General features: G+C 67.9%; 17 protein-coding genes. 11 read left to right on the top strand and 6 right to left on the bottom strand.

Annotation, left to right across the window (positions count from 1 at the left end; translation table 11 throughout):
- Positions 1 to 53 precede the first annotated feature (53 nt).
- The 6 genes from FFS27_RS06930 (at position 54) to FFS27_RS06905 (ending at position 7,897) form a co-directional block, all read left to right on the top strand.
- Positions 54 to 1,748 carry an AMP-binding protein gene (locus FFS27_RS06930; RefSeq protein WP_023101206.1) on the top strand — a complete coding sequence of 565 codons (1,695 nt, stop codon included), beginning with the start codon at positions 54 to 56 and terminating at the stop codon, positions 1,746 to 1,748.
- A 68-nt stretch (positions 1,749 to 1,816) separates the two neighbouring features.
- Positions 1,817 to 2,902 (top strand): AraC family transcriptional regulator, encoded by a 1,086-nt coding sequence (locus FFS27_RS06925; RefSeq protein WP_003090009.1) that lies wholly within the window; start codon positions 1,817 to 1,819, stop codon positions 2,900 to 2,902.
- A 176-nt stretch (positions 2,903 to 3,078) separates the two neighbouring features.
- Complete coding sequence (locus FFS27_RS06920; protein ID WP_003139051.1) at positions 3,079 to 4,746, top strand: acyl-CoA synthetase; 1,668 nt, start codon at positions 3,079 to 3,081, stop codon at positions 4,744 to 4,746.
- A gap of 19 nt (positions 4,747 to 4,765) precedes the next feature.
- Positions 4,766 to 5,533 carry a 3-hydroxyacyl-CoA dehydrogenase gene (locus tag FFS27_RS06915; protein ID WP_003090005.1) on the top strand — a complete coding sequence of 256 codons (768 nt, stop codon included), beginning with the start codon at positions 4,766 to 4,768 and terminating at the stop codon, positions 5,531 to 5,533.
- Positions 5,534 to 5,550: 17 nt separating this feature from the next.
- Positions 5,551 to 6,741 (top strand): acetyl-CoA C-acyltransferase, encoded by a 1,191-nt coding sequence (locus FFS27_RS06910; protein WP_003108823.1) that lies wholly within the window; start codon positions 5,551 to 5,553, stop codon positions 6,739 to 6,741.
- Between the two features lie 28 nt (positions 6,742 to 6,769).
- On the top strand, positions 6,770 to 7,897 hold the full coding sequence (locus FFS27_RS06905) for an acyl-CoA dehydrogenase family protein (RefSeq protein WP_003131257.1): 1,128 nt from the start codon (positions 6,770 to 6,772) through the stop codon (positions 7,895 to 7,897).
- A 117-nt stretch (positions 7,898 to 8,014) separates the two neighbouring features.
- Here the strand turns inward: FFS27_RS06905 and FFS27_RS06900 are convergent, their stop codons facing one another.
- Positions 8,015 to 8,947, bottom strand: a complete 933-nt coding sequence (locus FFS27_RS06900; RefSeq protein ID WP_003090000.1) for a LysR family transcriptional regulator — start codon at positions 8,945 to 8,947, stop codon at positions 8,015 to 8,017.
- A gap of 173 nt (positions 8,948 to 9,120) precedes the next feature.
- Here FFS27_RS06900 and FFS27_RS06895 point away from each other — a divergent pair, with 173 nt between their 5' ends.
- On the top strand, positions 9,121 to 10,350 hold the full coding sequence (locus FFS27_RS06895; protein ID WP_003089998.1) for an acyl-CoA dehydrogenase: 1,230 nt from the start codon (positions 9,121 to 9,123) through the stop codon (positions 10,348 to 10,350).
- A 42-nt stretch (positions 10,351 to 10,392) separates the two neighbouring features.
- Here FFS27_RS06895 and FFS27_RS06890 read toward each other — a convergent pair whose 3' ends face one another.
- From FFS27_RS06890 to FFS27_RS06875, 4 genes are all read right to left on the bottom strand, one after another.
- Positions 10,393 to 10,584, bottom strand: a complete 192-nt coding sequence (locus FFS27_RS06890) for a hypothetical protein (RefSeq protein ID WP_003089995.1) — start codon at positions 10,582 to 10,584, stop codon at positions 10,393 to 10,395.
- On the bottom strand, positions 10,541 to 11,584 hold the full coding sequence (locus tag FFS27_RS06885; protein ID WP_003104462.1) for a TerC family protein: 1,044 nt from the start codon (positions 11,582 to 11,584) through the stop codon (positions 10,541 to 10,543). Before FFS27_RS06885 ends, FFS27_RS06890 begins: the two co-directional genes overlap by 44 nt.
- Positions 11,585 to 11,733: 149 nt before the next feature.
- Positions 11,734 to 13,128, bottom strand: coding sequence for a substrate-binding domain-containing protein (locus FFS27_RS06880; protein WP_003139062.1), 1,395 nt, complete (start codon positions 13,126 to 13,128; stop codon positions 11,734 to 11,736).
- Between the two features lie 59 nt (positions 13,129 to 13,187).
- Entirely contained in the window at positions 13,188 to 14,102 is a 915-nt protein-coding gene (locus FFS27_RS06875) for a LysR family transcriptional regulator (RefSeq protein WP_078452307.1), read from the bottom strand.
- Positions 14,103 to 14,196: 94 nt separating this feature from the next.
- Here FFS27_RS06875 and FFS27_RS06870 point away from each other — a divergent pair, with 94 nt between their 5' ends.
- Complete coding sequence (locus FFS27_RS06870) at positions 14,197 to 14,628, top strand: VOC family protein (RefSeq protein WP_003139067.1); 432 nt, start codon at positions 14,197 to 14,199, stop codon at positions 14,626 to 14,628.
- Between the two features lie 106 nt (positions 14,629 to 14,734).
- Here FFS27_RS06870 and xthA read toward each other — a convergent pair whose 3' ends face one another.
- Positions 14,735 to 15,547, bottom strand: a complete 813-nt coding sequence (xthA, locus tag FFS27_RS06865) for an exodeoxyribonuclease III (RefSeq protein ID WP_003089983.1) — start codon at positions 15,545 to 15,547, stop codon at positions 14,735 to 14,737.
- Between the two features lie 144 nt (positions 15,548 to 15,691).
- Here xthA and FFS27_RS06860 point away from each other — a divergent pair, with 144 nt between their 5' ends.
- The 3 genes from FFS27_RS06860 to FFS27_RS06850 form a co-directional block, all read left to right on the top strand.
- Positions 15,692 to 16,405, top strand: a complete 714-nt coding sequence (locus FFS27_RS06860; RefSeq protein ID WP_021264878.1) for a GNAT family N-acetyltransferase — start codon at positions 15,692 to 15,694, stop codon at positions 16,403 to 16,405.
- A 133-nt stretch (positions 16,406 to 16,538) separates the two neighbouring features.
- Positions 16,539 to 18,278, top strand: coding sequence for an autotransporter assembly complex protein TamA (locus tag FFS27_RS06855; RefSeq protein ID WP_021264877.1), 1,740 nt, complete (start codon positions 16,539 to 16,541; stop codon positions 18,276 to 18,278).
- Positions 18,275 to 20,945: translocation/assembly module TamB domain-containing protein (locus FFS27_RS06850; protein ID WP_137951955.1), on the top strand; the 2,671-nt coding region annotated here is incomplete at its 3' end. The genes FFS27_RS06855 and FFS27_RS06850, both read left to right, overlap by 4 nt.

Genomic DNA, 20,945 nt, shown 5'->3' with positions numbered 1-20,945 from the left:
CGCAGGACGACGGTTCAGCGACATTCCCAGAACAACCACAACAAGGGAAAGCCATGAATCAGCCGAGCTATACCTCGGGTCGCCAGGATGTCGCCTTGCTGGCGACCACCGTCGGCGACGCCTTCGATGCCACCGTCGCGCATCATGCCGAGCGCGAGGCGCTGGTGGTGCGGCATCAACGCCTGCGCTACAGCTGGCGGCAACTGGCGGAGCGGGTCGATACCTACGCCCGCGCCTTCATCGCCCTGGGCCTGCGCCCCGGCGAGCGTCTCGGGATCTGGGCGCCGAACTGCGCCGAATGGTGCATTACCCAGTTCGCCAGCGCCAAGGTCGGTGCGGTCCTGGTGAACATCAACCCGGCATACCGCAGCAGCGAGCTGGAGTACGCCCTCAAGCAGTCCGGTTGCAGCTGGCTGATCTGCGCCGACGCCTTCAAGACCAGCGACTACCACGCGATGCTCGGCGACCTGCTGCCGGAGCTGGCGCGGGCACGTCCGGGCGAACTGGCCAGCGAGCGCCTGCCGGAGCTGCGCGGCGTGATCAGCCTGGCCGAGCGGGCGCCGGCGGGCTTCCTGCACTGGCAGGGCCTGCCGGGGCTAGCCGCCGCGGTAGGCGCCGAGGAACTGCGCCAGCGCCAGGCCTCGCTACAGTTCGACGAGCCGATCAACATCCAGTACACCTCCGGTACCACCGGCTTCCCCAAGGGCGCCACCCTCAGCCACTACAACATCCTCAACAACGGCTACATGGTCGGCGAAAGCCTCGGACTCGGCGCGGAAGACCGCCTGGTGATCCCGGTGCCGCTGTATCACTGCTTCGGCATGGTGATGGGCAACCTCGGCTGCGTCACCCACGGCTCGACCATGATCTACCCGGCGCCCAGCTTCGACGCCGAGGCGACCCTGCTGGCCGTGGCCGAGGAGCGCGCCACCGCGCTGTACGGGGTACCGACCATGTTCATCGCCGAGCTGGATCATCCGCGCCGCCGCGAATTCGACCTTTCCAGCCTGCGCACCGGAATCATGGCCGGCGCCACCTGCCCGATCGAGGTGATGCGGCGGGTCATTGGCGACATGCACATGGCCGAGGTGCAGATCGCCTACGGCATGACCGAGACCAGCCCGGTGTCGCTGCAGACCGGTCCGGACGATGGCCTGGAACTGCGCGTGACCACTGTCGGACGCACCCAGCCGAGGCTGGAGAGCAAGATCGTCGACCAGACGGGCAGGGTGGTGCCGCGCGGCGAGATCGGCGAGCTGTGCACCCGCGGCTACAGCGTGATGCTCGGCTACTGGAACGACCCCCAGGCCACCGCCGAGGCCATCGACCCGGCGCGCTGGATGCACACCGGCGACCTGGCGGTGATGGACGACGACGGCTACGTGCGGATCGTCGGGCGCAGCAAGGACATGATCATCCGCGGCGGCGAGAACATCTATCCGCGCGAACTGGAGGAGTTCTTCTTCACTCACCCGGCGGTGGCCGACGTGCAGGTGATCGGCATCCCCGACGAGCGCTATGGCGAGGAAATCGTCGCCTGGATCAAGCTGCATCCGGGCCACCACGCCGATGACGAGCAGTTGCGGACGTTCTGCAAGGCGCGCATCGCTCACTTCAAGATCCCGCGCCACTTCAGGTTCGTCGACGAGTTCCCGATGACCGTTACCGGCAAGATCCAGAAGTTCCGCATGCGCGAGATCAGCATCGAAGAGATTCGCCTACTCGCGCTGCGCGAGGGGCGCGATTGAGAGGATGGAGCCGCGCCCCGCTCCTGCGCTAAGGTGGCGGGCGGCGCGCAGCGAGGCGAGAGGGACGGGTGAAGAACGACGGCGAGACTCAGGCGAGCACCAAGGGCACCATCTCGGTGCGCCTGGTCGGCGAGGCGCTGGTGGAGTGGCGCCGGCAGGGCGGCGAGGAGGGGGAGGTCCTCCAGGCCGCCGGTATCGATCCGCAGTTGCTCGGCAAACCCTACGCGCGGGTCACCTCGCACGCCTATTCGCGGCTCTGGCTGGATCTGGCTCGGCGCATGGACGACGAGTTCTTCGGCATGGACGCGCGGCGCCTGAAGAGTGGCAGCTTCGCTTTCATGAGCCGCTGCGCGATCCACGAGCAGACCCTGGAACCGGCGCTGACCGGCATCCTGCGATTCCTCTGCCTGCAGTTCGACGACTTCCAGCCGCGCCTGCAGCGCCGCGGCGGCCTGGCGGAAATCGTCCTCGACGAGGCGCCGGGCCGGTACGGGCGAGCGCTGTCCTACTTCACCCTATGGATGATCACCCATGGCCTGGCCTGCTGGCTGGTCGGCCGGCGCATCCCGATCCTGGCCATCGACCTGCGCTGTCCGCAGCCGGACTACATCGAGGACTACCGGGTGATGTTCAGCGACAACCTGCGTTTCTCCCGTCCCCTCAGCCGCCTGCTGTTCAATGCCGACTGCCTGGCCCTGCCGGTCCGCCGCGACAAGCGGGAGCTGCGGCGCTTCCTGCTTGGCGCGCCGGCCAACATCCTGGTCCGCTATCGCGATCCGCAGAGCCTGGCGGCGCGGGTCAAGGCCTACCTGCGCAGCCTGCGGCCGGGACGCTGGCCGGACGCGGACGCGCTCGCCGGGCATTTCTTCATGGCGCCCTCGACCCTGCGCCGCAAGCTGTCCCTGGAAGGGCAGAGCTACCAGGCGCTGAAGGACCAGGTCCGCCGCGACCTGGCCATCGCGCGGCTGGACGCCGGCGCGGCGAATTTCGCCGAACTGGCGCTGGAGCTGGGCTTCGCCGATGGCAGCGCGTTCCACAAGGCGTTCAAGAAGTGGACCGGCTCGACCCCCGGGCAGTACCGGGCGCAGGTCGCGGCGGAAACCGCGTCGGCCGAATCGTCAGGCGTCTTGTCCGAAACGCTCGGCCGTCGATAGGGCGAATGCCGCGCAGCGTCATCCGCGGTATGTCGCGAACGGTTCGGGGGGACAGGCAGCCAGCCCGGATTGTCCAAACCGCTCAGGCAGATTGAAGCCTTTCGACATTGCCCCGCGCCAGCCACGGCGTGAAGATTCCGGCTACTCCATACAAAAACAAGCCGAGGAGTCCTGCAATGCGCGACTACGCCACCACTGCCGCCGGGTTCGACTTGCAGCGGACCGCCGCCGCCACGCTTTCCGGCACGCTCCAGGCGCTCAACGCCTGCGTCGAATGCTGCGACCGGCATGCCCTGCCGGGTCGGATCGCGTTGTTCTGGGAGGGCAAGGATGGCAGTCGCGCCAGCTATACCTTCAGCGAGCTGAAAGCGCTCTCCGGACGTTTCGCCAATTTCCTCCAGGCCCAGGGCGTACGCCCGGGCGATTGCGTCGCCGGCCTGTTGCCGCGCACGCCCGAGCTGCTGGTCACCATCCTCGGCGCCTGGCGCCTGGGCGCGGTGTACCAGCCGCTGTTCACCGCCTTCGGCCCGAAGGCCATCGAACACCGCGTGGCGACCGCCGGCAGCAAGGTGCTGGTCACCGATGCGGCCAACCGCGACAAGCTCGACGAACTCGCCGATCCGCCTCTGGCCGTCACCGTCGGCGGACCGAAGGGGCAGGGCATCCGTCGCGGCGATTTCAGCTTCTGGGCCGAGCTGGAGCGCTATCCGGCCGAATTCGAGCCGGTTCCGCGCAGCGGCGAGGATCCGTTCCTGATGATGTTCACCTCCGGCACCACCGGCCTGGCCAAACCGGTGCCGGTGCCGCTCAAGGCGATCCTCGCCTTCGTCGGCTACCTGCGCGAGGCGGTGGACCTGCGCCCCGAGGACGCCTTCTGGAACCTCGCCGATCCGGGCTGGGCCTACGGCCTCTACTACGCTGTCGCCGGTCCCCTCGCCATGGGCCATCCGACCACCTTCTACGAAGGGCCGTTCAGCGTAGAAAGCACCTGCCGGATCATCCGTGACTACGGCATCACCAACCTCGCCGGATCGCCCACCGCCTATCGCCTGCTGATGGCCGCCGGCGCGGCCGCGGAAACTGCGCTGAAGGGGCGCCTGCGCGCGGTCAGCAGCGCCGGCGAGCCGTTGACGCCGGAGGTGATCCGCTGGTTCGCCGACAGGCTCGGCACCACCATCCACGACCATTACGGGCAGACCGAGCTGGGCATGGTGCTGTGCAACCACCATGCCCTGGCGCATCCGGTGCGGGTCGGCGCCGCCGGATTCGCCTGTCCCGGGCACCGGGTGGTAGTGCTGGACGACGATCTCAACGAACTGCCGCCCGGCCAGCCGGGCATCCTCGCCCTCGACCGGCGGCGTTCGCCGCTGATGTGGTTCCCCGGCTACCAGGGCCTGGAAACCGCAGCCTTCGTCGGCGACTACTACCTGAGCGGCGATACCGTCGAACTCAACGAAGACGGCAGCATCAGCTTCGTCGGCCGCGCCGACGACGTCATTACCACCTCTGGCTACCGGGTCGGCCCGTTCGATGTGGAGAGCGCGCTGATCGAACACCCGGCAGTGATGGAGGCGGCGGTGATCGGCAAGCCCGACCCGGAGCGCACCGAACTGGTCAAGGCCTTCGTCGTGCTCTGCGCCGGCCACCGGCCGACGCCGGAACTGGCGGACGAACTGCAGCGATACGTGCGCCAGCGCCTGTCGGCGCACGCCTACCCGCGGGAGATCGAGTTCCTCGAGGAACTGCCGAAGACCCCCAGCGGCAAGATCCAGCGCTTTCTCCTGCGCAACCAGGAGATCGCCCGGCAACGCGAGGCGGCCCCACGGGCGGCCGCCGCGAACTGATTCAGCAGGAGAAAACGACGTGCGTATCGAAAATCGAGTGTTCCTGGTCACCGGCGGCAGCTCCGGGCTCGGCGCCGCCACCGCGAAGATGCTGGTGGAGCAGGGCGGCAAGGTGGTGCTGGCCGACATCAACGCCGAGGCCGGCGCGGCCAAGGCCGCCGAGCTTGGCGCCCAGGCGCGCTTCGTCAGGGCCGACATCGCCAGCGAGGCCGACGGCCGCCAGGCCGTGGCCACTGCACTGGAGGCCTTCGGCGGCCTCCATGGCCTGGCCAATTGCGCGGGCGTGGCGCCGGCCGAGAAGGTCCTCGGACGCAATGGCATCCATGCCCTGGAGAGTTTCCGCCGGGTCATCGACATCAACCTGGTGGGCAGCTTCAACATGCTGCGCCTGGCCGCCGAGGCCATGTCCCAGGGCCAGCCGGACGAGGGCGGCGAGCGCGGGGTGATCGTCAATACCGCCTCGGTGGCGGCGTTCGACGGGCAGATTGGCCAGGCCGCCTATTCCGCCTCGAAGAGCGGGGTGGTCGGCATGACCCTGCCCATCGCCCGCGAGCTGGCGCGCTTCGGCATCCGAGTGATGACCATCGCCCCGGGCATCTTCGAGACACCGATGATGGCCGGCATGCCCCAGGAGGTGCGCGACTCCCTCGGCGCCAGCGTGCCGTTCCCGCCGCGCCTGGGGCGTCCGGACGAATACGCCGCGCTGGTCCGGCAGATCATCGAGAACAGCATGCTCAACGGCGAAGTGATTCGCCTCGACGGCGCCATCCGCATGGCCGCCCGCTAATACAGGAGGAAGATCCCATGACCCGCGAAGATCCGATCGTCATCGTCAGCGCCGTCCGCACCCCGATGGGCGGCTTCCTCGGCGACTTCAAGGACGTCAACGCCGCTACCCTCGGCGCCGCGGCGGTGCGCGCCGCGGTGGAGCGGGCGCGCCTGCAAGCCGACGAAGTGGACGAGGCCGTGCTCGGCTGCGTGCTCGCCGCCGGCCAGGGCCAGGCGCCGGCGCGCCAGGCGGTGCTTGGCGCCGGGCTGGCGCGCGGCACGCCGTGCTCGACGCTGAACAAGATGTGCGGCTCGGGCATGAAGGCGCTGATGCTCGCCCACGACACGTTGCTCGCCGGCAGCGCCGGGGTCGCGCTGGCCGGGGGCATGGAAAGCATGTCCAACGCGCCCTACCTGCTGGAGCGCGCCCGTAGCGGCTACCGCATGGGCCACGGCAAGGTGCTCGACCACATGTTCCTCGACGGCCTCGAAGACGCCTACGACAAGGGCCGCCTGATGGGCACCTTCGCCGAGGACTGCGCCGAGGCCTACGGCTTCACCCGCGAGGCACAGGACGAGTTCGCCGTGGCCTCGCTGACCCGCGCGCAGCAAGCCATGCGCGACGGGCGCTTCCAGGCCGAGATCGTGCCGCTGACGGTCACCGCCGGCAAGACCGAGCGCCTGGTGGATAGCGACGAGCAGCCGCCGAAGGCCCGGCTGGACAAGATCCCGACCCTGAAGCCGGCGTTCCGCGAAGGCGGCACGGTAACCGCGGCCAACTCCAGTTCGATTTCCGACGGTGCCGCCGCGCTGGTCCTGATGCGCCTTTCCGAGGCCGAGCGACGCGGGCTCGCGCCGTTGGCGGCGATCCGTGGGCATGCTTCGTTCGCCGACGCGCCGAACCTGTTCCCCACCGCGCCGGTCGGTGCGGTGAAGCGCCTGATGCAGCGTACCGGCTGGTCGCTGGGCGAGGTCGACCTGTTCGAGGTCAACGAAGCCTTCGCCGTGGTCGGCATGGCGGCGATGCGCGACCTCGACCTGTCCCACGAACGCCTCAACGTCCACGGCGGCGCCTGTGCGCTGGGCCATCCGATCGGCGCGTCCGGCGCACGGATCGTCGTGACCCTGCTCAACGCCCTGCAGCAGTACGACCTGGAACGCGGCGTGGCGGCGGTCTGCATCGGCGGCGGCGAGGCGACCGCGATCGCCGTCGAGCGCTTGCGCTGATGCAGGCAGTGAAGAAGAGGAACCCGCGATGATTCCCTGCGAAGAAGAGATCCAGATCCGTGACATGGCGCGGCAGTTCGCCCAGGAACGGCTGAAACCGTTCGCCGCCGACTGGGACCGCGAGCACCGTTTTCCGGCCGAGGCGATCCGCGAGATGGCCGACCTCGGCTTCCTCGGCATGCTGGTGCCCGAGGAGTGGGGCGGCGCGCAGACCGGGCACCTGGCCTACGCCATGGCCCTCGAGGAGATCGCCGCTGGCGACGGCGCCTGCTCGACCATCATGAGCGTGCACAACTCGGTCGGCTGCATGCCGATCCACAAGTTCGGCAGCGCCGAGCAGAAGGAGCGCTTCCTCCGTCCGCTGGCCCAGGGTTCGATGCTCGGCGCCTTCGCCCTGACCGAGCCGCAGGCCGGTTCCGACGCGAGCTTCCTGAAGACCCGCGCCCGCCGCGACGGTGACCACTACGTGCTGAACGGTGCCAAGCAGTTCATCACTTCGGGCAGCCACGCGGGGATGGTGATCGTCTTCGCGGTCACCGATCCGGATGCCGGAAAGCGCGGCATCAGCGCGTTCATCGTGCCCACCGACACGCCCGGCTACGAGGTGGTGCGGATCGAGGACAAGCTCGGCCAGCACGCCTCGGACACCTGCCAGCTGGCCTTCAACGACCTGCGTATCCCGGCCGCGCTGCGCCTGGGCGAGGAGGGCGAGGGCTACCGCATCGCCCTGGCCAACCTCGAAGGCGGCCGCATCGGCATCGCCGCCCAGGCGGTCGGCATGGCGCGCGCGGCGTTCGAGGCGGCGCGCGACTACGCCCACGAGCGGGAAACCTTCGGCAAGCCGATCATCGAGCACCAGGCAGTGGCCTTCCGCCTGGCCGACATGGCTACCCGCATCGCCGTGGCGCGGCAGATGGTCCACCACGCCGCCAGCCTGCGCGAAGCCGGCCTGCCGTGCCTGACCGAAGCCTCGATGGCCAAGCTGTTCGCCTCGGAAATGGCCGAGGAAGTCTGCTCCGCGGCGATCCAGACCCTCGGTGGCTACGGCTATCTCAAGGACTTCCCGGTGGAGCGCATCTATCGGGACGTGCGGGTCTGCCAGATCTACGAGGGCACCAGCGACGTGCAGCGCCTGGTGATCGCGCGCAGCCTGTAGCGGCGACTATCCGTCGTTTCCGCAACGGCACCCTCTCCCTTCAGGGAGAGGGCGCGCTGAGGCGCCTCGGAAGCAAACGACTGTGGCCTCGTTCGCCCTACGCCCCTTGGCAGGCGCTCACGCCGGCTGTGCCGCCTTGTTCTCGCGCGCGGTGACCTGCTGGCACAGCTCGATGATCTGTTCGCGCATCCAGCGGTTGGCCGGGTCCTGGTCGGTGCTCTCGTGCCAGTACAGGTGGGTTTCCAGTTTCGGCACGTCGCTCACCGGCAGCACCGCGTAGTGCAGGTCGTGGTGACGGGCGAAGCGTTCCGGCACGGTCATCGCCATGTCGGTCTGCTGGACCACCGTGGAGGCCATCAGGTAGTGCTGCGAGCGCAGCGCGATCTTGCGCTGGATGCCCATCTTGCCCAGCGCCAGGTCGATGTAGCCGAGGCCGCTGCGGCGGCTGGAAATATGGATGTGGGTCAGGCCCAGGTAATCGTCCAGGGCCAGCTTCGGCTTGCCCGCCAGTGGGTGGCCGCGGCGCATGGCGCAGACGTAGCGGTCCTCCATCAGCTTGACGTGGCGCACCTGGGGATCGGTGTTCAGCGGCGCGTCGACGGCGAAGTCGAGGCGGCCGGCGGCGAGTTCCTTGGTGGTTTCGCGGCGCTTGGCGAGGAAGCTCTCGATATGCACGTTCGGCGCCAGGCGGCGCAAGCGCTGGAACAGCGGGGGGAGGATGACCGCCTCGGTGAGGTCGGTCATGCTGATGCGGTAGGTCTTGTTCGCCTGCTGCGGATCGAAGCTGCGGCTCTCCTGCACCGAAACCCGCAGCAACTGCAGCGCGTTGCGCACCGGGCCGATGATGTTCTGCGCCATCGGGGTCGGCACCATGCCCTGGGCGGTGCGCACGAACAGCGGGTCGTTGAAGGTCTCGCGCAGGCGGGAAAGGGCGTTGGATACGGCTGGCTGGGTGATGCCGACGATCTGCCCGGCGCGGGTCAGGTTGGCTTCGGTATAGATCGCATCGAACACGATGAACAGGTTCAGGTCGACTTTGTTCAGGTTCATGGCACTGGCTCCGCGACTTTTCTTGTTATTGGGGGCTTGGATGACCCCCATATGGATCATGAATGTTCATGGACGGAAAAAATAGACTGGGCAAATCTTAAGCCCTGTTCCGGCATCGTTACCAGCGCCTTTGTCCGATGCCTCGCCTGCCAACCCGTCAGAAGGTATCCCCCATGGATTTCGCCTATTCCCCCAAGGTCCAGGAGCTGCGTGAACGCGTCAGCGCGTTCATGGAAGCGCATGTCTATCCCGCCGAGGCCGTGTTCGAGCGCCAGGTCGCCGAGGGCGACCGCTGGCAGCCGACGGCGATCATGGAAGAGCTGAAGGCCAAGGCCAAGGCCGAAGGGCTGTGGAACCTGTTCCTGCCCGAGTCCGAGTACGGTGCCGGGCTGGCCAACCACGAATACGCGCCGCTGGCGGAAATCATGGGCCGTTCGCTGATCGGGCCGGAACCCTTCAACTGCGCCGCGCCGGATACCGGCAACATGGAGGTGCTGGTGCGCTACGGCAGCGAGGAGCAGAAGCGCACCTGGCTGGAACCGCTGCTGAGCGGCGAGATCCGCTCGGCCTTCGCCATGACCGAACCGGGCGTGGCCTCGTCCGACGCCACCAATATGGAGGCGCGCGCCGAGCGCCAGGGCGACGACTGGGTGATCAACGGGCGCAAGTGGTGGACCTCCGGCGCCTGCGATCCGCGCTGCAAGATCCTGATCTTCATGGGCCTGACCAACCCGGACGCGCCGCGCCACCAGCAGCACTCGATGATCCTGGTACCGGTCGACACCCCCGGGGTGAAGATCCTCCGTCCGCTGCCGGTGTTCGGCTACGACGACGCGCCGCATGGCCATGCCGAAGTGCTGTTCGAGAACGTGCGGGTGCCCTACGAGAACGTCATCCTCGGCGAGGGCCGCGGTTTCGAGATCGCCCAGGGGCGCCTCGGCCCGGGCCGCATCCACCACTGCATGCGCTCCATCGGCATGGCCGAGCGCGCCCTCGAACTGATGTGCAAGCGCGCGGTCAGCCGTACCGCGTTCGGCAAGCCGCTGGCGCGCCTGGGCGGCAACATCGACCACATCGCCGACTCGCGGATGGAGATCAACATGGCGCGCCTGCTGACCCTGCAGGCCGCCTACATGATGGATACCGTGGGCAACAAGATCGCCCAGAGCGAAATCGCCCAGATCAAGGTGGTGGCGCCCAACGTGGCGTTGAAGGTGATCGACCGGGCGATCCAGATGCACGGTGGCGCCGGGGTTTCCAACGACTTCCCGCTGGCCTACTGGTACGCCATGCAGCGCACCCTGCGCCTGGCCGACGGTCCGGACGAGGTGCACCGCGCGGCGATCGGCAAGTTCGAGCTGGGCAAGTACGTGCCCAGGGAGATGCTGCGCAGCAGCCGCTGACGGCTGTGGTATAGGGGAAAGGCCCGCGGATGCGGGCCTTTTTCATTCCGGGGAGTCCGCCCCTTTTTCCTCGGCGTTGCGTTCCAGCTGCCACGCGCGACGGCTGTGCAGCAGGGCGGCGAACTCGCGGGCCGCCCGCTCGTTGCGGAAGCAGATCCCACGCGTGCCGAGGCGGACCCGCCAGAAAGGTTCAGCGTGGGTGTCCAGACGTTCGATCCAGAGCGTGTTCGGCATTCGGTTCGGCCTTGTCCTCGACGGTGGCTTTCGGCGTGCGGGTCTTCAGCAGGGAGAGCAGGATACCGCCCGCCAGCAGGCCGAAGGTTACGCCAAGCGAGAGGCCGGCGGGAATCTTGCCGATCACACCATGGAGCATGATCTTCGCACCGATGAACACCAGCACCAGGGCCAGGGCGTATTTCAGGTAGACGAAGCGGTGGATCATCGCCGCCAGCGAGAAGTACAGGGCGCGCAGGCCGAGGATGGCGAAGATGTTCGAGGTGTAGACGATGAACGGGTCCTGGGTGATGGCGAAGATCGCCGGCACGCTGTCCACCGCGAACACCAGGTCGGCCAGCTCGATCAGCACCAGGGCGAAGAACAGCGGGGTGGCGTAGCGCACCAGCTTGCCGCTGGCGTCCGGCAGGCGGACGAAGAAGTGATGCTCGTGCAGTTCCTTGGTCACCCGCATGTGCTTGCGCAGGAAGCGCAGCACCGGGTTGTGCTCCAGGTCGGGTTCTTCCTCGTGCTTGTTGAACAGCATCTTCACGCCGCTGAACAGCAGGAAGGCGCCGAACACGTACATGATCCAGTCGAATTCCTTCACCAGCGCGGCGCCCAGGCCGATCATGATCGCCCGCAGGACGATGGCGCCGAGGATGCCCCAGAACAGCACCTGGTGCTGGTAGCGGCGGGGGATGCCGAAGAAACTGAAGATCATCGCCATGACGAACACGTTGTCCATCGATAGCGACTGTTCGACCAGGAAGCCGGTGTAGTACTCCACCGCGCTGGTGGGGCCGAAGGCGTACCAGACCCAGCCGCCGAAGGCCAGGCCGCAGGCGAAGTAGCCGGCGGACAGCAGCAGGCTTTCGCGCACGCCGATTTCGTGGTGGTCGCGTTGCAGCACGCCGAGGTCGAGGACCAGGAGAACGATGACGATGGCCAGGAAGGCCAGCCAGAACCAGGTAGCCGTACCGAGGAACGGTTCGGTGAGAAATGCATGCAGAGCTGCCATTGGGCCCCCTCGCTTCGAATTGTCGGATGGTCATGTGACTCCGACATGGCGGCAATTGCTTACCGTCAGAGGGGCCCGCAGTCACTCGGAAAAAATAAACCAGGCTCCGGGCGCCGGCAAAACGGCGAGGTTACAAAGTGCTACAGCGTTCAGTAGACCCAGACTTCCACCCGCCGGTTCTTCTGTCGGCCCAGTTCCTGGTCGTTGCTGGCGACCGGCAACTCGTCGCCGAAGCCGGCGATCTCGCGGAAACTCACGCCGCCGCGGGCCAGTTCGCGGCGCACGGCCATGGCGCGCAGGCGCGAAAGCAGGACCGAGCGCTCGGCGTCGGACTTGGGATCGCCGAAGCCCACCAGCACGGTGCGCTCCTGCAACTTCCGATTTTGCCGCAGGTAGTCCAGCAAACGCTGTACGTCGAGCAGTGCCTTGTTGTCGAGCAGCGCGCTGCCTTCCTGGAAGCGGAAGTTCACCGTCAGGCGCCGCGCCTGTTCCGCGAGCTTGCGGTATTCGGCGGGCATCTGCGGGCGCGGTGCGATCTGCACCGCCTGGATCTTCTGCGCGACGAAGCCGCTGCGGGTGACGATCGCCTGGCCGCGCGGGCCCTGGGCGAAACGTACCAGGGCCTGGGCCCAGGGGTTCTTCTCGCCGGGCTTCAGGTAGAGGAACAGGCGGCGCGACAGCGGGTAGTCCTCGGTGGCGATCAGGCTTTCCTGGGGCGCCATCGGCAGCGATTCGCCGTCGGCGATGGCCAAGGCGCGGGCCCGGCCCACCGACGCGATGCCGACGAAGCCGATGGCGTGCGGATCGGCGCTCACCGCGGCCGCCAGCCGATCGTTGGATTCGAAGCGGCGGGCGTCGCTGGCCAGGCTCTTGCCGTGACTGGCCAGCACCAGTTCCTTGAAGGTGTCGTAGGTGCCGGACTGCTCGTCGCGAGCGTACAGGCGGATGGCGCCGCCCTTGCCGCCCAGTTCTTCCCAGGTACGCACCTCGCCGGCGAACACCGCCGCCAGTTGCGCGGTGTCCAGCGAGGCCAGCGGGTTGTCCGGATGCAGGATGATCGCCAGTCCGTCGATGGCGATCACCTGCTCGGCATATGGGCTGCGCAGGTCGCCGAAGCCGGCCAGGGCGCGAACTTCGCTGTCCTTGACGGGGCGCGAGGCCGCGGCGAGTTCGGCGTGGCGTTCGAGGAGGGCGGCGAAGCCGGTGCTCGAACCGTGGGCGGATAGCTCCACCCTCACCAGGCGGCCGTCGCGGCTCTTGCCGAGCAGATGGAGTTCGTTTTCCCGTTCTCCGGGGGTACGGCGGATATCCTCCAGGCCTTCCTCTTCCATCAGGCCCTCGACCAGGGCCGGCAGGAGCTTCGCGCCGATGGTGTTGGAACCCTGGATGCGCAGCGCCGGCGTGTCGTCCGTGGGGATCGGCAAGGGGGCGGCGAATACCGACCAGGGGAAGGCGTAACAGAGGAATCCGAGGAAAACCAGGCTCAGGGTACGGCTCCAGAGGTCTTTGTCACTGGCGCGCTGGCGGTGTGGCATCGCGGGCATCGTCTTCTATGGGGAAGGGAATTTGCCGGCGAGATTAAGTCAGACGGGTGACGCTAAGGTTACAGCGTTGGGGAATCATGGCCCTGCGCCATTGTCTCGGTCAGGAAGTCGAGAAACACCCGGGTCTTGCCGGCCAGTTGGCGCGATGGATAGACCGCGTGGATCGCCGTCTCGTCGGCCTTCCAGTCAGCCAGCAATTCAACCAGGCGGCCTTCGGCCAGTTCCGCCTGTACGTACAGCCGTGGGATCAGGCTCAAGCCGAAGCCGGCGAGCAGGGCATCGCGCACCGCCAGGCTGGAGGACACCCGGTAACGCCCGGCGATAGGCACCGCTATGCACTCGCGGCCCTTGCGGAAGGTCCAGCGGTCGGCATGGCCAGAGAGGCTGAAGCGGATGCACTCGTGTTCGCGCAGGGCCTCCGGCCGCAGCGGCTGGCCATGCTGACCGAGGTAGGCCGGCGCCGCGCAGAGCACGTGCTCCAGGATCAGCAGCGGGCGGGCGACCAGGCCGGAGTCCGCAACCCGGTCGCTACCGCGCAGGGCCAGGTCGATGCCTTCGGCGATCAGGTCCTGGCGGCCGTCCTGCAGGAGCAGTTCCAGGCGCAGGTCCGGATAACGCTGGAGAAAAGCCGGAATGGCCGGGGTCAGGCAGGTGAGGGCGAGGGTCAGCGGGGCGCTGACCCGCAGCAGGCCGCTGGGGCCCTGCTGCATCGAAGTGAGCGCGGCGTCGGCGGCCTCGAGATCGTCGAGGATGCGCTCCAGGCGCTGCCGGTAGACTTCGCCCGCCTCGGTCAGGCTCATGCTGCGGGTGGTGCGATTGATCAGGCGCACCTTGAGGTGCGCTTCCAGCTCGGCGACGTTCTTGCTCACGGCGGCCGGCGAGAGATTCATCTGCCGGGCCGCGGCGGCGAAGCCGCCATTCGCGGCCACGGCGCGGAAGACCTTGAGGGCGGTGAGGTGATCCACGGGGATAATTCACTGTCAGTAATCAATGAATCAGGGATTAAAGCATTATCAACCCGGGGTGTGCTGGCTAAAGTCTCGCCATAGTCCACGGTTCTAGAGGTGAATGACCATGCAACCCTTCGTCGTCGAACGTCTCGATCACATCGTCCTGCGGGTCCGCGACCTGGAACGCAGCATCGCGTTCTATCGCGATGTCCTCGGTTGCGTGGTGGTGAAGTGGCGTGACGACCTGGAGCTGGCCCATCTACGCCTGGGCACGTCGATGCTCGACCTGGTCGCGGTGTCCGGGTCGCTCGGCCGGGAGGGCGGTGCGGCGCCGGGTGGGGAAGGGCGCAACGTCGACCATTTCTGCGTGCGCATCGAGCCGTTCGACGAGGCCGCGCTGATCGCCCATCTCGAGGGGTTCGGCCTGGTCCCGCAGGTTCCCGCGGAAATCCGCTTCGGCGCCGAGGGCGACGGCTGGTCGCTGTACTTCTTCGATCCGGACGGCAATCGAGTGGAGCTGAAGGGGGCGCGGGTGGACAATCCTGCCTGAGGGAAAGGTCGCGCGCCGGATAGGGGGGCGTCGGCGAGATCGCCCGGGCCAGGCAGCGACCGCCTGAAGGCTCATCCGGGGATGAGCCTTTTCCTTAGGCTGGGTCTCAGGCCAGTTCCAGCCAGATCGGGGCGTGATCGGAGGGTTTCTCCATGCCGCGCAGGTCGTAGTCGATGCCGGCGTCCTTGAAACGCGACTGCAGCACCCGGCTGGCCAGGATCACATCGATGCGCAGGCCGCGCTTGGGGGTGTCCTCGAAGCCACGGCTGCGGTAGTCGAACCAGCTGAAGCGGTCGTTCACCTCCGGATTCAGGGCCCGGAAGCTGTCGACCAGGCCCCAGTTCTTCAAGGTAGCCAGCCATTCGCGCTCTTCCGGCAGGAAGCTGCACTTGCCGGTCTTCAGCCAGCGCTTGCGGTTTTCCTCGCCGATGCCGATGTCGCAGTCTTCCGGCGAGATATTGATGTCGCCCATCACCACCAGGGCCTGCTCGGGCTTGAAGCTGTTCTCCAGCAGCGACTGGAGATCGGCGTAGAAGCGCTGCTTGGCCGGGAACTTGGTCGGATGCTCGCGGTTCTCGCCTTGTGGGAAGTAACCGTTCATCACGGTGATCGGGTTGCCCTGGGCGTCGCTGAAGGTGCCCCAGATGAAGCGACGCTGGGACTCCTCGCCGTCGCTCGGGAAGCCGCGGTGCAGTTCCAGGGGCGCCTGGCGGGAGAGCAGGGCGACGCCGTAGTGGCCTTTCTGCCCGTGGTAGTGGACGTGGTAGCCGAGCGCCTCGATCTCGGCCTGGGGAAACTGGTCGTCGGCGACCTTGGTTTCCTGCAGCCCGATCACGTCGGGCTGGTGCCGCTCGATCAGCGCCGCCAACTGGTGCGGCCGGGCGCGCAGACCGTTGATATTGAAAGAGACGATTTTCATGGTGGGCGTCCTGGCAAAAACAGGAATGCTAGCCCAGCCGGGGGATGCCTGGCGACCCTGGAGGCGCTGTGCTAGTGTCCGCCGGGTACCCGATGGCTGTGTGGCTTGGCGCCTTGCCGGCCCTGTGGTCTGCCGCGGACGGGGATGGCCAGGCCATCCGCTCGACCAATCGCCGTGGCGAAGCGTGCGTGTCGCCGCTCCTGCGGCCGACAAGGAATGCGTTCCATGCCTGATCAGGTCACCGATGTCCGTCTGCTCGACGACGGCTATAGCCGCGAAGTCCGCTCGCTTTTCTACCACGCCTACCGCCACGAACCGACCTTCGCCTACCTGATGGATGCGCAGCGCGCCGGCTACGACCAGCGCGTGCGTGCGTGCGTCCGGGAGATGGTCGAGCGCCATCTGGGCGAAGAGTTGCCGGCCATCGGCCTGTTCATCGACGATCGGCTGGTCGCGGCGGCCCTGATCACGCCGCCGCAGCGGCGCCTGGATATCACCGAGAGCTGGAGCTGGCGCCTGCGCATGCTGTTCAGCGTCGGCCTGGCCGCGACCCGGCGCTACCTGGATTACCACCGGGCGGTGCAGGCCTGCCTGCCGGTCGGCCCCCACCACCAGTTGCCGATGCTCGGCGTGCATCCCGAATACCAGGGCAGGCAGATCGGCGAGCAGTTGCTGGCGGCCGTGCAGCGCTGGTGCGCCGAGGACTCCGCTTCGCAGGGGCTGGTCCTGGATACCGGCAATGCGCGCTACCTGGACTTCTACCAGCGGCACGGCTACCGCGAGATCGGCGAGGTGACGCTGGGAGCGGTGCGCGAGCACGTCCTCCTGCATCCTGGCGAGACGCCGGCGGCGACCTGAGCGTTCCCCCGGACGCGCGAGAAAAGCCATGCCTGTCAGGCGCTTGGCGTCATAAAACCCGAATGTCAGGAGGTGGTCGGCGGCGTCCGCGCAAATCTGGACGCGCGCCACCCGCCTGCGTAGCATCCGCGCCATGAGACTGACTCAAGGATTGTTCCGGTTCCCGCTGGCCGGGCTGCTGTGCCTGAGTACGGCCGCCTTCGCGGAGAGCCAGCTTAGCGTGCGCGTCACCCCCGCCAATGCCGCCCTGAAGGCCAATATCGAGGCCTACGTGGGTAGCCTCGGCGAGCGAGACGAGGCGGCGTTGCAGCGTTTCCGCCGCAATGCCGAGGTGCAGGCGGAAAAGGCGGCCCAGGCGCTCGGCTACTTCCAGGCGCAGATCGACAGCGAGGTGAAGGACGGCAAGCCGCCGAAGCTCACGCTCAAGGTAGTGCCCGGCGAGCCCGTGCGCCTGCGCCAGGTGAACATCCAGGTGCTCGGCGAGGCCGCCAGCCTGGAGAGCTTCCGCTTGCCGTCGGGCAAGCAACTGAAACCGGGCGCGAAGCTGAACCAGGGTGTCTACGAGGACGCCAAGCGGCTGATCCAGAACCAGGCCTCGCGCTACGGCTTCTTCCAGGGCCGCTTCAGCACCCAGCGCCTGAGCATCGATCCGCGCGCCGGCATCGCCGACATCGACCTGGTCTATGACAGCGGCCAGCGCTACACCTTCGGCAAGGTGAGCTTCGACGGCGACTCGATCATCGAGGAAGAACTGTTGCGCCGCATGGTGCCGTTCAAGGCCGGCCAACCCTATGACTCCGAACTGATCGCCGAACTCAACCAGAACCTGCAATCCAGCGGCTACTTCGAGGGCGTGCGGGTCGACGCCGCGCCGACCCAGGCGCATGCCGACGGCGCGCGCCAGGCGATCCCGGTAGCGGTCCGGCTGGAGGCGCGCAAGCCCCGGACCATGGGCGTCGGCCTCGGCTTCTCGACCGACGTCGGGGCGCGCGCGAGGTTCAACTGGACCCGCCATTGGGTGAATGCCGAAGGGCATAGCCTGGGATTCGAGTCGGAAATCTCCGCACCACGGCAGAACGTCGGCGCCTGGTACGAGATTCCCCTCGATCCGCCGCTCACCGACAAGCTGCGCTTCACCAGCGGCTACCAGTTCGAAGACCTGGTCGACACCGAGAGCAAGCTGCTGACCCTTGGCGGCGAATGGCACAGCAAGCAGCCCGATGGCTGGCAGCGGGTGGTTTCGCTGAACTGGATGCGCGAGGAGTACAAGCTGGGCGACGACTCCGGGCTGAGCAGCTTCCTGATGCCGGGGATCGGCTACTCGCTGCTGGAGACCGACAACAAGGTCGACCCCAGCCATGGCTACCGCCTGCAGTTCAACGTCAAGGGGGCGAAGGAAGGCCTGCTGGCCGACGCCGACGTCCTCCATGTCGACGCCATGGCCAAGGGCCTGACCAGCTTCGCCGGCGGCCATCGCCTGCTCGGCCGCCTGCAGGTAGGCGGAATCGCCACCAACGACTACAAGTCGATCCCGCCCTCGCTGCGCTTCTTCGCCGGCGGCGACCAGAGCGTGCGCGGCTACGACTACCGGACGCTGTCGCCGGAGAATTCCGATGGCGACAAGATCGGCGGCCGCTACATGATCGCCGGCAGCGTCGAGTATCAATATCCGCTGGCCGAGCGCTGGCGCCTGGCGACCTTCGTCGACCAGGGCAACGCCTTCAACTCGCTGGACTTCCCGTCGATCAAGACCGGGGTCGGCTTCGGCGTGCGCTGGGTCTCGCCGGTCGGCCCGTTGCGCCTCGACCTGGCCCATGCGCTCGACGACGACGGCGGTTTCCGCCTGCACTTCTCCATGGGGCCAGAACTGTGAAGGCGCTGAAGATCACCTTGCTGGCTATAGTCGGGCTGCTCCTCGCGCTGCTCCTGGGACTCGCTGCGCTGCTCGGCACCCAGGCCGGCAGCGCCTGGCTGCTCGGCCGCGTGCCGGGCCTGCAGGTCAGCGGCTTCGAGGGTCGCCTCGGTGGCGCCTGGCAGGCACAGCGGCTGTCCTGGGCGCAGGACGGTACGCAACTGGTCGTCGAGCGGCCTGAACTGCGCTGGTCGCCGGCCTGCCTGGCGGGGCTGCGCCTGTGCCTGCAGCGGGTGGCCGCCGAACGGATCGCGCTGGACCTGCCGCCGAGCGGCGACAGCGCCGACAGCGGGCCGATCAGCCTGCCGACGCTGAAACTGCCGCTGAGCATCGAACTCGGCGAAGTGGCGGTCGGCAGCTTCCTGCTCGACGGCAACCAGCAGGTCGCCGAACTCAAGCTGGCGGCCCATTGGCTGGCCGACGGCCTGCACATCGACTCGCTGACGGCGCGGGGCTTCGGCCTGGACCTGGCGCTCCAGGGGCGCTTGCAGCCGAGCGGCGACTGGCCCTTGCAGGCCGAAGCCACGCTCGGCCTGCCCGCTCCCGAAGGCAAGCCGTGGAAGCTGGCCGTCCAGGTCGGCGGTGAGCTGCAGCAGGCGCTGACCCTGAAAGGCCGCAGCAGCGGTTACCTGGACGGCAGCCTGGAAGGACAGTTGCAGGCGCTGGCGGAAAACCTGCCGGCACGATTGCTGATCCGCGCCGACGGTTTCAAGGGCGCGGCCGGACTACCGGAAACCTTGACCCTGAATGCCATCCAGCTCGATGCCGGCGGCGATCTCAAGAGCGGTTACCTGATCCGCGGCGGCGCCAGCCTGCCGGGCGAGGGCGGGGCGGTGGCGTTGAGCCTGGACGGGCGGGTCGACGCCCAGGGCGCGGATATCCGCCAACTGCGCCTGGACGCTGGCGGCGAGCAGCGCCTGGAGCTGGTCGGACGCCTGGATTGGCGCGAAAGCCTGGCCGCCGACGCGACCCTGGACTGGAAGGACTTCCCCTGGCTGCGCCTGTATCCGCTGGCGGAGCCGCCGCCGGTGACGCTGAAGACCTTCAAGGCGGAAGTGCATTACCAGGACCAGCGCTACCTGGGCAATTTCAGCGCGGCGGCGAGCGGTCCGGCGGGCGACTTCACGCTGGCCAGCCCGGTGTCCGGCGACCTCGTCCAGCTCAACCTGCCGTCGCTGCAGCTCCGCGCCGGGCAAGGCCAGGCCGAGGGCCGGGTGACGTTGCGTTTCGACAATGGCGTGGCTTGGGATACCGCCCTGCAGCTCAGCGAACTGAACCCGGCGTACTGGGTCGCCGAGCTGCCGGGTTCACTGGCCGGTCCCTTGCGCAGCCAGGGAAGTGTTCGCGACGAGCGGCTGGCGTTGGGCGTGGATCTCGACGTCAAGGGCCGCCTGCGCGGCCAGCCGGCGCTATTCCAGGCGCGCGCCGAAGGCGAGGGGCAGCGCTGGACGCTGGGCAACCTCGACCTGCGCCTGGGGGATAACAAGGTGCAGGGCAGCGGGGCGCTCGACCAGCGCCTGCAAGGCCGCCTGGACATCGCCCTGAACCGTCTCGGCCAGCTTTGGCCGCAACTCTTCGGTCGCCTCGACGGACGCCTCGACTTGGCTGGCAGCCTCGCGGCGCCGCAAGGCAGGCTGAACCTCACGGGACAGCAGATCGCCTACGCCGAGCAGCGCATCGCCGGCCTCGACCTGCAGGCGAACCTCGATGCCCGGCAGAACGGCACCCTGGCGCTGGTCGCTTCCGGCCTGCGCAGCGGCGAAACCGATCTCGGCCTGTTCAAGGCCAATGCCCGCGGCGACCAACGCCGCCAGCAACTGGAACTGGACCTGCAAGGTGCCTTGCTCAAGCTCGGCCTGGCCTTCGACGGGCAACTGGAGCGCGGCAACTGGCGCGGTCGCCTGGCGCGCGGCGAGTTGAGCAGCGGCGGCCAGGACTGGAAGCTACAGCAGCCGGCGCGCCTGGAGCGGTTGGCCGACGGCAAGGTCAATTTCGGCGCACATTGCTGGGTATCCGGCGCCGCCAGCCTCTGCGGCGGCGAGCAGCGCCTGCTGCCCGAGCCGCGGCTGCGCTACACCTTGCGCGACTTCCCGCTGGACAGCCTGAAGCAATGGTTCCCCGAGGATTTCGCCTGGCAGGGCAAGCTGAACGGCGATCTGCAACTGGACGTTCCGGCCCGCGGCCCGAGCGGCGTGGTCAGCCTGGACGCCGGCAGCGGTACGCTGCGCCTGCGCGACCAGGGCCAGTGGGTCGACGTCGTCTACGACAGACTGCGCCTGGAGAGCCGGTTGGCGCCCAACCGCGTCGATACCTCCCTCGACTTCCGCGGACCGAAGCTCGGCGAGTTGCGGGTGCAGGCGCAGATCGACCCGCGCCCGGCGAGCAAGCCGCTGAGCGGCGAGTTCAGCCTGGCCGGCCTCGATCTGTCGGTGGCGCGCCCGTTCGTGCCGATGGTGGAGAAACTGCAAGGCAGGCTGAACGGCAGCGGCCGGCTGTCCGGCGGCCTGCTGGCGCCGCGGGTCGACGGACGGGTGACGCTGAGCGACGGCAACATCGGCGGCGGCGAGCTGCCGACCAGCTTCGAGAACCTTTCCCTCGACGCTCGCATCGCTGGCGAAAGCCTGGAAC

Origin of the sequence: Pseudomonas sp. 2VD (assembly GCF_005503585.1) — a bacterium.
GTDB classification, from domain to species: Bacteria; Pseudomonadota; Gammaproteobacteria; order Pseudomonadales; family Pseudomonadaceae; genus Pseudomonas; species Pseudomonas aeruginosa.
Note: the sequence above shows the minus strand (reverse complement) of the source record. Positions and strands in the feature narration are given on the sequence as shown.